The organism is Hamadaea sp. NPDC050747, from assembly GCF_040654195.1.
Classification (GTDB): Bacteria; Actinomycetota; Actinomycetes; order Mycobacteriales; family Micromonosporaceae; genus Hamadaea.
Window position 1 is genome coordinate 26,864 of record NZ_JBFAHM010000021.1, and the last position, 13,815, is coordinate 40,678.

General features: G+C 69.9%; 11 protein-coding genes. 4 read left to right on the plus strand and 7 right to left on the minus strand.

Annotation, left to right across the window (positions count from 1 at the left end; all coding sequences use genetic code 11):
• Positions 1-12 precede the first annotated feature (12 nt).
• Complete coding sequence (locus AB0H43_RS36335; protein WP_360007404.1) at positions 13-2,160, minus strand: 3-hydroxyacyl-CoA dehydrogenase NAD-binding domain-containing protein; 2,148 nt, start codon at positions 2,158-2,160, stop codon at positions 13-15.
• A gap of 10 nt (positions 2,161-2,170) precedes the next feature.
• Positions 2,171-3,385 carry an acetyl-CoA C-acetyltransferase gene (locus tag AB0H43_RS36340; protein WP_360007407.1) on the minus strand — a complete coding sequence of 405 codons (1,215 nt, stop codon included), beginning with the start codon at positions 3,383-3,385 and terminating at the stop codon, positions 2,171-2,173.
• A 184-nt stretch (positions 3,386-3,569) separates the two neighbouring features.
• Between AB0H43_RS36340 and AB0H43_RS36345 the strand changes: the two genes are divergently transcribed.
• Both AB0H43_RS36345 and AB0H43_RS36350 read left to right on the plus strand, forming a co-directional pair.
• Positions 3,570-4,760 (plus strand): TetR family transcriptional regulator, encoded by a 1,191-nt coding sequence (locus AB0H43_RS36345; RefSeq protein ID WP_360007410.1) that lies wholly within the window; start codon positions 3,570-3,572, stop codon positions 4,758-4,760.
• Positions 4,761-4,842: 82 nt separating this feature from the next.
• Positions 4,843-6,006 (plus strand): helix-turn-helix domain-containing protein, encoded by a 1,164-nt coding sequence (locus tag AB0H43_RS36350; RefSeq protein ID WP_360007412.1) that lies wholly within the window; start codon positions 4,843-4,845, stop codon positions 6,004-6,006.
• Positions 6,007-6,019: 13 nt separating this feature from the next.
• On the opposite strand, the gene AB0H43_RS36355 is transcribed toward AB0H43_RS36350, so the two are convergent.
• Positions 6,020-7,237 (minus strand): oxygenase MpaB family protein, encoded by a 1,218-nt coding sequence (locus AB0H43_RS36355; protein ID WP_360007414.1) that lies wholly within the window; start codon positions 7,235-7,237, stop codon positions 6,020-6,022.
• A gap of 235 nt (positions 7,238-7,472) precedes the next feature.
• Here AB0H43_RS36355 and AB0H43_RS36360 point away from each other — a divergent pair, with 235 nt between their 5' ends.
• Positions 7,473-8,684, plus strand: coding sequence for an acyl-CoA dehydrogenase family protein (locus tag AB0H43_RS36360; protein WP_360007417.1), 1,212 nt, complete (start codon positions 7,473-7,475; stop codon positions 8,682-8,684).
• Positions 8,677-9,771 (plus strand): phosphotransferase family protein, encoded by a 1,095-nt coding sequence (locus AB0H43_RS36365; protein ID WP_360007419.1) that lies wholly within the window; start codon positions 8,677-8,679, stop codon positions 9,769-9,771. Before AB0H43_RS36360 ends, AB0H43_RS36365 begins: the two co-directional genes overlap by 8 nt.
• A gap of 57 nt (positions 9,772-9,828) precedes the next feature.
• Here AB0H43_RS36365 and AB0H43_RS36370 read toward each other — a convergent pair whose 3' ends face one another.
• The 4 genes from AB0H43_RS36370 to AB0H43_RS36385 all read right to left on the minus strand — a co-directional run bounded on the left by AB0H43_RS36370 (position 9,829) and on the right by AB0H43_RS36385 (position 13,782).
• The gene (locus AB0H43_RS36370) at positions 9,829-10,869 is read right to left on the minus strand and encodes a hypothetical protein (protein WP_360007421.1); all 1,041 of its coding nucleotides are present in this window, start codon (positions 10,867-10,869) and stop codon (positions 9,829-9,831) included.
• Positions 10,870-11,073: 204 nt separating this feature from the next.
• The gene (locus AB0H43_RS36375; protein ID WP_360007423.1) at positions 11,074-11,811 is read right to left on the minus strand and encodes an FAD:protein FMN transferase; all 738 of its coding nucleotides are present in this window, start codon (positions 11,809-11,811) and stop codon (positions 11,074-11,076) included.
• Positions 11,808-12,356, minus strand: a complete 549-nt coding sequence (locus AB0H43_RS36380; RefSeq protein ID WP_360007426.1) for an FMN-binding protein — start codon at positions 12,354-12,356, stop codon at positions 11,808-11,810. The genes AB0H43_RS36375 and AB0H43_RS36380 overlap by 4 nt, the downstream gene beginning before the upstream one ends.
• A 13-nt stretch (positions 12,357-12,369) precedes the next feature.
• Positions 12,370-13,782: a ferredoxin reductase family protein gene (locus AB0H43_RS36385; protein WP_360007429.1), complete on the minus strand. Its 1,413-nt coding sequence runs from the start codon at positions 13,780-13,782 to the stop codon at positions 12,370-12,372.
• Between the last annotated feature and the right edge of the window lie 33 nt (positions 13,783-13,815).

Consider the following 13,815-nt stretch of genomic DNA (forward strand, 5'->3'; position numbering starts at 1 on the left):
ATGCTGACCGGCCTATTCGAACAGCTCACCTCGGTCGGCCTTGGCCACCAGCAACTGGGGCGGGCTGAACCGGTCGCCGTAGCGCTCTGCCAGCACCCGCGCGCGGGCGATGAAGCCAGGCAGACCACCCTCGTACTGGTTGATGTACTGCAGTACGCCGCCGGTCCACGCCGGGTAACCGATGCCCAGGATCGAGCCGACGTTGGCGTCGACGACCGAGTCCAGCACGCCCTCTTCGAGGCACCGCACCGACTCGACCGCTTCGATGAACAGCATCCGTTCCTGGAGGTCCTCGAAGGGCGTGTCGAGGTTCGTCCCCCCGAAGTTCTCCCGCAGCCCCGGCCAGAGACCGGCCCGCTTGCCGTCCTGGTAGTCGTAGAAGCCCGCACCGCCGGAACGTCCGGGCCGGCCGAACTCGTCGATCATCCGGTCGATGACCGCGTCGGCGGCGTGCGGGTGCCACGTGCCACCGGCGGCGACCGTCGCCGCGGCCGTCTCCTGCCGAATCTTGCGGGGCAGGGTCAGGGTGAGCTCGTCCATCAGCGCGAGGACCGGCGCGGGGTACCCCGCCTGGCTGCTCGCCTGCTCGATGGTGGCCGCCGGGATCCCCTCGGCCAGCATCGACACGCCCTCGTTGGTGAACGTGCCGATGACCCGGCTGGTGAAGAAGCCCCGGCTGTCGTTGACGACGATGGGCGTCTTGCGCAGCCGGCGTACGACGCCGAGCGCCCGCTGCAGTGTGGCCTCGGTCGTCCGCTCCCCACGAATCACCTCGACCAGCGGCATCTTGTCCACCGGCGAGAAGAAGTGCAGCCCGACGAACTCCCCCGGCTTGCTGACGCCTTCGGCGAGCATCGTGATCGGCAGGGTGGACGTGTTGGACGCGATGAGCGCGTCCGGCGCGACCTGCTCGATCTCGGCGTACACCTTGTGCTTGAGGGTGGGATCCTCGAAGACCGCCTCGATGACGAGGTCCACGCCGGCCAGGTCGGCGAGATCGTCGGTCGCCTGGATGCGCGCCAGGACCGCGTCCCGATCATCCGCTGTGGACTTTCCGCGGGCGACCGCCTTGTCCAACAGGCCCACCGAGTACGCCTTGCCGCGCACCGCGCCTTCGACGGTCACGTCCTTGAGCACGACATCCATCCCGGCTCGGGCACACACGTACGCGATGGCGGCGCCCATCATGCCCGCGCCCACGACCGCCACCCGCCGCACCGGCGGATGACCGTCACCGACGTCCCGAGCGCCGGCGGTCTGCACGTCGAAGAACAGCGCCTTGATCATGTTCTCGGCGATCCGGCCGGTCGTCAGCTCCGTGAAATACCGCCCCTCGATGGTGAACGCGGTCTCCAGATCGACCTGCGCGCCCTCCACCGCGGCGGCGAGGATGTTGCGCGGCGCCGGATAGGGCGCACCCTTCAACTGCTTACGCAGCAAGGCGGGCATCGCCGGCAACTGGGCGGCGAGCGCCGGAGTGGACGGAGTGCCGCCGGGAATCTTGTACCCCTTGCGGTCATAGGGTTGCGTCGCGTCCGGGTTGGCGGCGATCCAGGCACGGGCGGCGTCCATCATGCTCGCCTCGTCAGCGGCGATCTCGTCGACCAGTCCGTTCGCGAGGGCGTCCTGCGGCCGTCGCCGCTGACCGCGTACCAGCCAGTTGACCAGCGCGTCGGCCACGCCCAGCAGGCGCACCGTGCGCACGACGCCGCCGCAGCCGGGCAGCAGGCCCAGCGTGACCTCCGGGAAGCCGATCTCGATCGCCGGATTGTCGAGCACGATGCGGTGGTGGCAGCCGAGGGCGAGTTCGAGCCCGCCGCCGAGCGCCGATCCGTTGATCGCGGCGACGACCGGGCGCCCGAAGGTCTCCAGGCGGCGCACGGCGTTCTTGAGCCGCCGGGTGTCGGCCTGGGACGACTCGGCGTCGGCGGGCGTCAGCCGCAGCAGAGCCTCCAGGTCGCCACCGGCGAAGAAGGTCTTCTTCGCCGAGGTGAGGATCACGCCCGTGATCTGGTCCCGCTCCGCCTCGAGCCGCTCCACGGTCACCACGAGGCTCGCCCCGAACTCGTCGTTCATCACGTTCGCCGAACGCCCGGGGTGGTCGAGAGTCAACAGGACGATGCCGTCGGCACCGTGCTCCCACCGGATTGTGCTGACCATTCGTGACTCCTCAGATTCGTTCGATGACGGTCGCGATGCCCATGCCGCCACCGACGCACAGCGTGGCGAGTCCGTAGCGGCCGCCCCGGCGCTCCAGCTCGTCGACGAGCGTGCCGAGGAGCATGCCCCCGGTCGCCCCGAGCGGGTGCCCCATCGCGATGGCGCCGCCGTTGACGTTGACGATGTCCAGGCTCAGGCCGAGGTCGGCGACGAAATGCAGCACGACGGCCGCGAACGCCTCGTTCATCTCCACGAGGTCCAGGTCCTCGACGCCGAGGCCCGCCTTGGCCAGCGCCTTACGCGCGGCCGGAGCCGGCCCGGTGAGCATGATCGTCGGATCGGCTCCGCTCAGCGCGGTGGCCACGATGCGGGCCCGGGGCGTCAGACCGGCAGCTGCCCCGGCCGCCGCATTGCCCACCACCACGAGCGAGGCGCCGTCCACGATGCCGGAGGAGTTGCCCGCGGTGTGGACGTGATTGATGGTTTCGACCCAGTGGTACTTCTGCAGGGCCACGGCATCGAAGCCGCCCAGTTCCCCGATGTCGGCGAAGGAAGGGCGGAGTGCGGCGAGCCCGTCAGCCGTCGACTCCGGCCGGATGTGCTCGTCCCGATCGAGGACGACCAGCCCGTTGCGGTCCCGTACCGGCACCACCGAACGGGCGAAGTAGCCGTTGGCCCACGCCTTCGCCGCCCGGGCCTGTGACTGCAGCGCATAGCCGTCCACCGTCTCGCGGTCGTAGCCGTCGAGCGTGGCGATCAGGTCCGCGCCGACGCCCTGCGGCACGAACCCGGTGGCGAAGTTGGTCTCCGGATCGAGCGCCCACGCACCGCCGTCGGACCCCATCGGCACGCGCGACATCGACTCGACGCCGCCCGCGAGCACGAGGTCCTCCCAGCCCGACCGCACCTTCTGCGCCGCGATGTTCACGGCTTCCAGGCCCGACGCGCAGAACCGGTTGACCTGGACACCCGCCACTGTGCTGGGCAGCCCCGCGGCGAGCGCGGCCGTCTTGGCGATGTCGGCGCCCTGGTCGCCCAGCGGGGACACCACCCCGAGCACGATGTCGTCGATCTGGTTCGGATCCAGGCCCGGCAGCCGTCGCAGGGTCTCCTCGATGAGGCCCACGACGAGCGAAACCGGCTTAACCCCGTACAGCGATCCGTTCGGCTTACCCCGGCCGCGTGGTGTGCGCAGCGCATCGTAGATGAACGCCTCGGTCGTCATGGCCAAGCTCCTCGCTGCTCACCCGAATGCGAATTCCGCCTAACTTTCGTCGAGCTCGCCGCTGGTTGTCAAGCGGTCGGCGTACGCGAAGCCCGCTGGCCGACCGGAGCCTGGAGCGCGTTCGGCGAACGCGACGGACCGCGGCCGCTGCGACCTTCTCGCGAGGTGGCGCTAACGTGTACGGGTGCGAGCAGCAGCGAGCGGCGAGAGCCCCGTAGCAACGAAGCGGCCGAAAGACCGGAAGGATCGCATCGCGCTGGCCGGGGCCGAGCTGTTCTGCGAGCGGGGCTACCACCGAGTCTCGGTCGACGAGATCGCCGCCGTCGTCGGCATCAGCGGGCCCGCCGTCTACCGGCACTTCCCGAACAAGTACGCGATCCTCGTGCACGCCACCCGGGACGTCGCCGGCGCACTGCTCGCCGCGACCGCCGACCCGCACGGGACGACCGCCGAAGGCATCCTTGACGAACAGCTCGGCGCACTCGCTGGAGTCGCCGTCGCCAAGCGGCGCGTCGCCGGCCTCTACCAATGGGAGCGGCGCTACCTCACTCCCGAGCACCGGCAGGAATTCGCGGCGATGCTCGCCACCCTGGTGAGCCGCCTCGCCGACCCGCTCCGCGACCTGCGGCCCGACCTCACCGCCGGACAGTCGGAGTTCCTGGTCAACGCCGCGCTCAGCGCCTTCGGCAGCGTCTCCGTCCATCGCGCGACCACTGCAGGCACCGAACAGCTGCTCACCCGGGTCGCGTGGACGCTGCTGCGGGCCGACGCGCCCCAGCCACCGGCGCCCGAGCCCACGGCGCCCGATGCCGCCCCCGTACGCCCGGCGTCGCGTCGTGAACTGCTGCTGAGCGAGGCGATCCGGCTGTTCCATCATCAGGGCTACCACGCCGTCGCCGTCGAGGACATCGGACGGGCCGCCGGGATGCAGGCCTCCAGCGTGTACCGCTACTTCCCCAGCAAGGCCGACCTGCTCGCAGCCGCGTACTACCGGGCCACAGACCGTCTTTCGGGCGCCACGACGGCGGCGATCGCCGAGGCGAAGGACCCGGCCGACGCCCTGAACCGCGTCGTGCACGCGTACGTCGCCTTCGCGTTCGGCCAGAGCGACCTCGTCGCCGTGTACCTGGCGGAGAACAACAATCTGCCCGACGAGGATCGCCACCAGTTGCGGGGGGCGCAGCGCGCACACGTCGAGGAATGGGTGCGCCTCGTCGTCGCCGTGCGACCAGATATGCCGGTCGCCGACGCCCGGGTGCTCGTGCACGCCGTCCTCAACGTCATCACCGACATCGGCCGGCTCGGCCGCTTCGACCGCGCCACGGGCTACGACGTCCAGACGGCCCGCCTCGCCCTGGCGGTGCTGCGGGCGTGAGCTGTCGGCCGACCGGTCGACGACGCTGTGATTGACTAGCAGGCATGGTCCTGTGCCCGCCCACGTCGCCGCGAGGGAACCTGTGACCAGCGGGCCGACCGCGGCCACCCGGCCGCGCAACCGTAAGCAGATCATCGTCGACGCGGCCGGTCAGGTGTTCAGCGAACGCGGCTACCACGCGGCGTCCATGGAGGAGATCGCCGCCGTCGTGGGGATCAGCGCGGCCGCGCTGTACCGGCACTTCCCGAACAAGTACGCGCTGTTCGCCGAGTGCGCCAACATCATGGTGGACAACCTCGTCGCCGCCGTCGACGAGTTGCCCGGCGACGCGGCTCTGTCGGATGCGCTCGTCGCCCTCACCCGGGTCACCGTCGCCCATCGTGCGTCCGGCGGCCTCTACCGTTGGGAAGCCCGCTACCTGGAACGGCCGGACCGTCGCGTACTCCGGGCGAAGTTCGCCCACGTCGTCGGCCGCGTCACCGAGCTGGCCCGGCGCGAGTACGCGCTCCCGGACGAACACCTGCGAGCCGTGGCAGCGCTCGGCGCCATCGGGTCCGTCACGATGCATCACACCTCGATCGCTCAACGGCGGATGGAAGAGCTGCTGCTGGACTCCGCGATGCGCGTGGTCGCCACCGATCCGGCGGCCGCCGCGGGCAGTGCCCGCCTGGTCGAGCTGCCGGCGCAACCCGTGCCCCGGACGCGCCGCGCCGAGATCCTCGCGGCGGCCATTCCGTTGTTCGCCCGCGACGGCTTCGCCACCGTCACGAACGCCCAGATCGCTCAGGCCGTGGGACTCGCACCCTCCGCGATCTATCGCCAGTACCCCGGCAAGGTCGACATCCTCGTCGCAGCCTGCCTCCAGGCCGCCGGGCTGCTGGCGCAGGCGGTCGAACGCAGCCTGCACCACGCGGCCGACCCCCGGGAGGCCCTGGTCACGCTGGCCGCGACCTACGTGGCCTACTGCTTCGAGCACAACGCCCTCAACAGCGTGGCCGAGGCCGAGGTCGCCGGTCTGCCCGCCGATCTGCAGCGCCCCGTGATCCTCGCGCAACGCGAGCACATCGCCGTCTGGGAACACCAACTGCGGCTGGTACGCCCGGAGTTGGACCCGCGGCAGGCCCGGCTGTTGGTCCACGCGGGCTTCGGTGTGGTGGTGGAGGCCGGGCGCGCACTGCGCTGGCAGGACGCCCCCGGCCACCGGGACGCCGTGACCGCCTTGGCCACCGGCGCGTTGACGCTGTGACGCGTACGCCGGCTCAGCTGCCGGGCCGGTTGCCCGTCGGAATGGTGATCGGGGTGTAGCTCGTCGAGGTGCCGTTGTTGAGGAACAGCATCGCCATGCCCCGGATGAACTGGTCGAAGAGGGAGAACCCCTCCGGCACGATCGGCGACAGACCCTCTCGGAACAGGACGTACGCCGGCCAGCCGACCTCGATCAGGCTTCGCGAGACGTAGTCGCGCGGCAGCTGCAGCCAGTTGCCGATCTTGTCGCTGAGCACGTAGCGCGAGAACTCCCGCTGGAATCCCTTGGTCACGCCCAGGTCGACCGAGGACGTCAGGTTCAGCAGGATGTTGGCCAGGTCGATGCCTTCCGGCGTCGGGCCCAGCAGCGGCGTGAGCACATACTTCGACTGCTCTTCGGCCGCCGCCCAGCTCGCCGGGATGAAGTCGTCGCGTACGCCGAGCAGGTGCAGCGCCACCTGCCACATGTGCAGGTACGCCGCCTCCTCCGCCGACGACATCCGCAGCCCGAAAGAACGCCACTCCAGCAGCTTGCGGTGCACGTAGGTGCCCAGGCTGTGGAAGGTGATCAGGATGTCGCCGTTGCTGATCGGAATCGGGTTGTCGGTGACCGCCCGCCATTGGGCCGACTGCGGCAGCAGATGGCGTACCGCCGCGTGGGTCAGCCGCGTCTTGTTCGAGGTGACCACGAAGTGGCCGGTGGGCTTGAACGCGTCCATCGCGCTCAGGTCGTAGCCGTAGGTGAACGTCTTCGCCGCGCGCATCTGCATGCCGGCGCCGCCCTCGGACCAGTAGACGTTGCGGGCCTCCCGCGGGATCACGGTGCTCATGATTCCGCTGCCCAGTCCGTACAGCAGGAACAGGTACATGCTCATGCGCTTGTTGAACTGCGCGGCGAGGTCCAGCTTGGCCTGGTCCGCCCACGACGGCAGCTTGTTGTAGGTCCGCAGATAGGTGGTGAGCTGAGCCGGCAGACCGCTGGGCAACGGGTCACCGTTGTTGACCCATGACAGGAACGCCGTGTTGACGGCCGGAATCTGATTGCCGTCGAGCAGCGACGCGACCAGCGGGTCGGTGGCGTCGTCCCAGACGTCCCACGGGTCGGTGACCGTGTCGGTTGCGGCGATGGAACCCGCGGACGACCACGCCCACGCCTTCGGAGCTTCCGTCGTGGCTACCAGACCCAGCGCGGCACCGAGGGTCAGGATGCTTCTTCTGCTGAGATTTTGCATTCGCGCACCTACCTACCGGTCGGCCGGACGTTGCCTTGAGCACCGGCTTGTGGCGACGATACGAGCAGGTTTCAAGTCATCCGGTCATGTGATTTTCTATTAACATAGAGGAGGGCAACTCGACCGGCAAGAGGAGATGTTCGATGCGTTCGACCGCGCGTATGCGAGCCTTCTCCCCGGCCGACGCATGACCGGTGCCCATCGGAATATCAGCGACGAAACAGAGAGCGGAACCATGCGAGATGACCCCGGAAGCGCCGAAGCGCCGGCGAACACAACGTCCGGACCGGCCGCGGACGACCTCACGGAGCGGGTGCGAAGCTTCGTCGATCACCAGGTGATTCCGGTCGAGGACGAGATCGCGACCGACCGGGAGACCTGCGCGAGACTTCGCACAGCCGCGCGCGCTGCCGGACTGTTCGCCCCGTCCGCGCCGACCGCGTACGGCGGACTGGGATTGTCGATGCTCGAGCAGGCCGCCGTCCTGGAAGAGGCCGGCCGGAGTCTGGCCGGACCGCTCGTGTTGAACTGCGCTGCGCCCGACGAGGGCAACATGACGCTGCTCGACCACGTGGCCACGCCGACCCAACGCGAGCAGTACCTTCGACCGTTGGCGGCGGGCGAGATCCGCTCGGCGTTCGCCATGACCGAACCCGCCCCCGGCGCCGGATCGGATCCCACCGCGTTGACCACGACGGCCGTCCGTGACCGCGGCGACTGGGTGATCGAGGGCCGGAAATGGTTCATCACCGGGGCCGACGGCGCCGCCTTCCTCATCGTGATGGCCCGCACCGGCCCCGACGCCGCCACGATGTTCCTCGTCGACGCCGGTACGCCCGGACTGACGGTCGGCCGGCACATCCCCACGATCGACGGCGGCTTCGTCGGCGGGCACTGCCAGGTGGCGCTCGAACGCTGCCGGGTGCCGTCGTCCGCCGTCCTGGGTGAGGTCGACCGCGGCTTCGCCAACGCCCAGGTACGACTGGGACCCGCGCGCCTGACCCACTGCATGCGCTGGCTCGGCATCGCCCGGCGCGCCCACGAGATCATGCTCGGCTACGTCCTCGACCGGGAACTGTTCGGCAGCCGGCTCGCCGACCTCGGTCTCGCCCAGCACCTCATCGCCGACAACGAGATCGACCTCGCGGCGTCCCGCGCGCTGGTCCGCACCACCGCCGCGACGCTGGACGAGCGGGGACGCGCGAACAACGAGACGTCGATCGCGAAGACGTTCGTCTCCGAAGCCGTCGGGCGGATCGTCGATCGTTCCGTGCAGTTGTGCGGCGCTCAGGGCGTCTCGCACGACCTGCCGCTGGCTCGATTCCTCGCCGAGGTACGCCCGTTTCGCATCTACGACGGCGCGTCCGAGGTGCATCGCTGGGCGGTGGCCCGCCGCGCGGTACGCCGCTACGAAGCCGCTCGGACCGCCGGAGCGACGCATGCCTGAGAAGGACGCTGACCTGCCCGGCCTGCCGATCGAGCCGGTGACGGCGTACTTGCGCGACCGGCTGCCCGACGCCGATCCGACCGCCCCTTGGCAGGCCGACCTGCTCACGGGCGGCCGGAGCAACCTCACCTACCGCATCAGTCAGGGCGGCAAGTCGTGGGTGCTGCGCCGGCCACCGCTCGGTCATGTGATGCCCAAAGCGCACGACATGGCCCGCGAATATCGCGTCCTGTGCGGGTTGGATCGGACGCCGGTGCCCAGCGCGCGGCCGTACCTGCTCTGCGAAGACCAGTCCGTCCTCGGCGCGCCCTTCCTCGTCATGGAACACGTCGACGGCGTCGTGCTGTCCGTAGCGGACGACTGCGACGGCCTGTCCGCCGGACGCGCGGCGACGATCACCGATGCCCTCGTCCGGACCCTGGCGACCTTGCACGACGCCGACCTCACCGGCACCGGCCTGGAAACCTTCGGCCGACCGGCGGGCTACCTCAGCCGTCAGGCTGCACTGTGGACGGTCCAATGGGAACGGACCAAGGTACGCGATGTGCCGGGGTTCGACCACCTCGCCCGCTGGCTGGCCACCCACACCGTCGCGTATGCCGACCGGCCCTCGGCGCTCGTGCACGGCGACTACCGCCTCGACAACCTCATCCTCGCGCCGGACACCGCAGAACTGGTCCCAGACACCGCCGAAGTACGCGCGGTGCTGGATTGGGAGATGGCCACCCGTGGCGATCCCGTCTGCGACGTCGCCCTCCTGCTCGTCTACTGGACCGAACCCGGTGACACCCTTCGGCGGCAGGTGCCCGTCGCCCTCGGCGTCACCGATCGACCGGGATTCGGCCGCCGCGCGGACGTCCTCCAGGCGTACGCCGCCCTCCGCCCGGTCGAGGACGACCATCTCGCGGTGTGCCTGGCGCTCACCTGTCTCAAGCTCGCGGTCGTCATGGAGTCGATCTACTTCCGCCATCTCCAGGGCAAGCAGCTGGGATCGGACGCGGCGGACATGGCGGGAGCCGCGGGAGCGCTCGTGGAACTGGGCCTCCGCGTCACCGGTGGGGAAGGCGTCGCGGCGCTGGGCTCGTGAAGCGAACACGGAAAGCCCCGCCGGTCGAGGACCGACGGGGCTGTTGTGCGCGTACGCTCAGCAGTTCGGCGCCGAGGTTCCGACGGAGCAGACCACGCTCACGCCCGACGATGCGGTGCCGGACACGGCGGAGGAGTAGACCGTCTGGGTCTCGGTGGTGAACTTCGGGCCGAACATGTACGTCAGCCCGGAGTATCCGTACGAGTTCACCGAGGTGAGCAGGGTGCCCGTGGTGTAGACGGCCGGATCGGTGGTGCCGTAGATCCAGGGGCCGCCGGAGGCTCCGCCGTTCATGTTGCAGGCGACGCCCCAGGTCGGCGCGCCGTACGGGTCGTCGACGGTCGGGCCGGCGCAGTAGATGAGGTCCTTGCCCTTGTACTTGCCCTCGGCGGGGTAGCCGAACGCCCACTTCGTCGCGCTGTTCGCGACAGCCGCGGTGTTCAAGCCGTAGCCACCGGTGGCGGCGTCGAGTTCGGCCGTGCCGGCGCCGGCGATCCGCAGGCCCACGCGGGCGAAACCGTAGTCGACCCGCACCGTCTCGTCCGTCCCGAAGCCGGCGGGGACGAAGTCGTCGTGGGCGGACAGCAGGTTGGCCCGCCAGCAGCCGTCGACTCGCGTGGCGCAGTCGTAGTTGGGCTCGGCGTCGAAGTTCGGCATGTACAGGAAGTTGTAGGACCAGCCGTCGGTGCCGTCGAAGACGCAGTGCCCGGCCGTGAGGACGATCGAGTACCCGTTGCTGGTCGAAGAGTCGTTGACGACGCTGCCTGAGCAGATCCAATCGGAACCGCCCGAGGAGAACAGGATGCGACCCGAACGCTGCTGGATCGCGCCACCGCTGGGCCAGGACGCGCCCGTGACGGTGCTGCCGCCACCGGGCCTGGCGTTGGGGATCATCTTGCCGCTATCGGTGCGGACGTAATCCCGCGCCTTCGCGTTGGCGATCCGCGCCGGCGTCCAGTACGCGAGGACCCGGGCGTCTTCGGCGCGTACGCCGGCAGCGCCGTGGTCGGTGCCCGCGGCACTGGCGGCCGTCGCGGGATTGATGGACAACAGGGACAGCGCGATCGCGCTGAGCAGGACTAGGGGGCGAGAACGCATGCGACATCCTCTTCAGTTCGCAGGTTCGTGCTGGGGGTGCCGCCATCCAAACCCACCCATGGGTGCCGCACAATGCGGACGATGATGTCCTGACCAGGTAGTGATCAGCTGTGCCGCTCCGGGCGGCCGCATCGTCCTCCGGCCGCGACAAGATCGCTCTAGTGTGGACGTCCGAGGACCCCTCACGTCATAGCGCAACCGACCTCACGCCGGAACCGTCGGCAGGCGGGCGGAGCGAAATGCGCGCCCATCAGCGGCGATGGCGGCGGATTCGTAGCCGTCGAGCATCGCCAACCAGTCCAGGGCGGCCTCGCCCATGGCGACGGCGGCAGTCGCGTACGCGTCGGCGACACCGAGATCGGGTCCGACCACGGTCACTGAGACGAGCGCCGTGGCGGCGCGGCCGGTGAAGGGGTCGATGACGTGCGGGCCGCGTTCGTAGGTGCCGGAGGTGGCGATGGCTGCATCGCTCACTTCGAGGACCCACGCGCAGCGGTGCTGCTCCTCCGGGTGGCGGATACCGACACGCCACGGTTGGCCGTCCGGCGCGTTGCCCCGTACGCACACATCCCCGCCCGCGTTGACGAAGTGGTCGGTGACACCGGCTGCGGCGAGCTGGTCAGAGGCCACCTGAGCCGCCCAGCCCTTGACGTAACCACACGGATCGAACGAGCCGGTGGCGTAGGCGTCGAAATATCCCGAGGTCTGCTGCCACAGGCGCGCGCACGCGTCTTGGACGGCGTCGAGATCAGGGTGGCGGGAAACCCGCTCACCACGGTTGATCCGGCTCACGTCGCTGTCACCTCGGAACGGGCTGAACCGGGAGTCGACGTCGCGCAGCCACGCGTACGCATCGTCGGCGTGCTCCCGGCGAGCCGTCGTCCCGCCGAGGGCGATGCTGATCGGCGTACCCATGATGTGCTGCACGAACCGCATGGTCATCCGGCGGCCTTGTCGAGCGCGGCCTGCAAGGACCGGCGGTAGCCGTCGCTGGTCAGCGTGGCGCCGGAGACGGTGGCGATGTCGGCGTCCTGCGCCTGCAACGTCTCGGCGTTGAGTTTCGGGATCGCCTTGCCGTTGATGACTCCGGACTGGCCGCTTGTCGGGTAGGTCGCCGACGCCGCGGTGATCTTCCCGCCGGAGATGGTGACCTTCACGGTGATCGTGCCGTATTTGTAGGTTGCGGGTGCGCTGTAGACGCCGTCCTTGAAGCGACCACTGCTCGCGGGCGCGCTGGTCGTGGCGCCGGTCGGCTGGGTTCCCGGCTTCGTCGGCGTCGGCTTCACGCTCGCCGACGGGCGCGCGGAGCCACGCACCCCGACGGTGCTGGAGGGCCGGGCCGACGGCGTCCCCGAGACCGTCGGGTCCGCCTCGGTGGGCACGCCGACCGCGACGCCGTGGTCCGGCAGGTCGCCGCCGGCCTTCGCCCCGACGAGCAGCGCGGTCCCGACGGCGGTGCCGCAGACGGCGAGGATTGCGCGACGCATGACCTAGGGCCTCTCAGAACTCGAACGGGTCCAGGTGCAGCTGGCGGCGAGGCACCCGCAACCGGCGCAGAACGCGGACGCACTCGTCGATCAGGCCCTTGGGACCGCACAGGTAGACGTCGCGCCGAGTCACGTCCGGCGCCAGCTCGCGAAGTCCTTGCGGGGTCAACAGGCGCCGCGGGCCGACGTCCTCCCGGCCACCGAGCACGTAGTGGACCCGAGCGCCACGTTCCTGGGCAAGCCAGTCCAGTTCCCGCCGGAACATCAGTTCGTGCTCACCACCGGCGCGGTAGATGAGGATGGCGCCCGGTGGCACATCCTCCAGCAGCGCTCGGATCGGCGCGATGCCGCTGCCACCGGCGATCAGCAGGGCTCGACGCCGCACGCCCCGATCCGCGGTGAACACACCGGACGGGCCTTCGGCGAAGACGCGTACGCCGGGGCGCAGAGCCCGCAGCCGCTGGGTGTGATCGCCGACCACCTTCACCGTGAGCCGCAGCCAGGCGCCGTTGGGCGCGGCCGACAGGGAGAACGGATGCGCCTGCCACCAGCAGCCATTCGTCAGGAATCGCCAGCGGAAGTACTGCCCGGCTCGCCCGTGCATGCCGTCGAGGCCACGCCCCTGCAGGTAGATCGAGATCACGTCCCGGCCCTCCGCGAGCACGTCGGCGACGCGCAGCCGATGCCGGGCATTGAAGATCAGCGGGCCGATGACGCGACCCCACGCGACGTTGGCCGCGACGAAGATGTTCAGCGTGATCCAGTACCAGCGCCCGATCCCGGAGAGCAGCTGTTCGCCGGAGAACTGATGGGCGAAGCCCAACAGAACCACGAGGTAGCCGCTGAGGTGGAGGAAGTACCACGCCTCGTAGGACAGGCGGCGGCGTACGCCCCGGATCGCCAGCAGCGCCACGGCGAACAGCAGCATCGCGGCCGCGAACGCGGTCAACAGGTCGTCGAACGTCGTGATCATCGTGTACGCGTACGGCAGCAGCGGCTCGCCGCTGCCCCAGGCGTACCCGGTGATCGTGAACGCCAGATGGGCAAGCACGGCGACGAAAAGGTAGCCGCCGATCTCCCGATGCCACACCAGCAGTGCGTGAGCGCCGATCATCCGCTCAAGCCAGCCTGCCCGGCTCATCAGGAGAATCTGCAGCAGGAGCGCGTACCCGGCCGTCAGCCCGGTCAGCCGCCCGGCCGCCAGCAGCAGATCGGCGGTGGTCGCCAACGAATGCCCCGGCGTCTGCGACCACCACATCGCGGGGCCGCCGAGGAAAGCGGCGAAGACCACCAACGGGAACAGCCGACGGCCGGCCTTTCCCGCGCGCGGCGGATCGTCGAGCGCGGGCAGCCAGACCTCGGACGCGTCCGGCGGTTCGCCGGTGAAGCGCCGCGGCGCGGTCGCGGACTGCCCATGTCGTGCCATCGCCGTCGTTCGTACCGTCTGCGCGGACAACCC

Excerpts from the sequence above, each read along its gene's own strand:
- AB0H43_RS36335 (WP_360007404.1), bottom strand. The coding sequence starts at position 2,160 with ATGGTCAGCACAATCCGGTGGGAGCACGGTGCCGACGGCATCGTCCTG.
- AB0H43_RS36340 (WP_360007407.1), bottom strand. The coding sequence starts at position 3,385 with ATGACGACCGAGGCGTTCATCTACGATGCGCTGCGCACACCACGCGGC.
- AB0H43_RS36355 (WP_360007414.1), bottom strand. The coding sequence starts at position 7,237 with ATGCAAAATCTCAGCAGAAGAAGCATCCTGACCCTCGGTGCCGCGCTG.
- AB0H43_RS36360 (WP_360007417.1), top strand. The coding sequence starts at position 7,473 with ATGCGAGATGACCCCGGAAGCGCCGAAGCGCCGGCGAACACAACGTCC.
- AB0H43_RS36365 (WP_360007419.1), top strand. The coding sequence starts at position 8,677 with ATGCCTGAGAAGGACGCTGACCTGCCCGGCCTGCCGATCGAGCCGGTG.
- AB0H43_RS36370 (WP_360007421.1), bottom strand. The coding sequence starts at position 10,869 with ATGCGTTCTCGCCCCCTAGTCCTGCTCAGCGCGATCGCGCTGTCCCTG.
- AB0H43_RS36375 (WP_360007423.1), bottom strand. The coding sequence starts at position 11,811 with ATGACCATGCGGTTCGTGCAGCACATCATGGGTACGCCGATCAGCATC.
- AB0H43_RS36380 (WP_360007426.1), bottom strand. The coding sequence starts at position 12,356 with ATGCGTCGCGCAATCCTCGCCGTCTGCGGCACCGCCGTCGGGACCGCG.
- AB0H43_RS36385 (WP_360007429.1), bottom strand. The coding sequence starts at position 13,782 with ATGGCACGACATGGGCAGTCCGCGACCGCGCCGCGGCGCTTCACCGGC.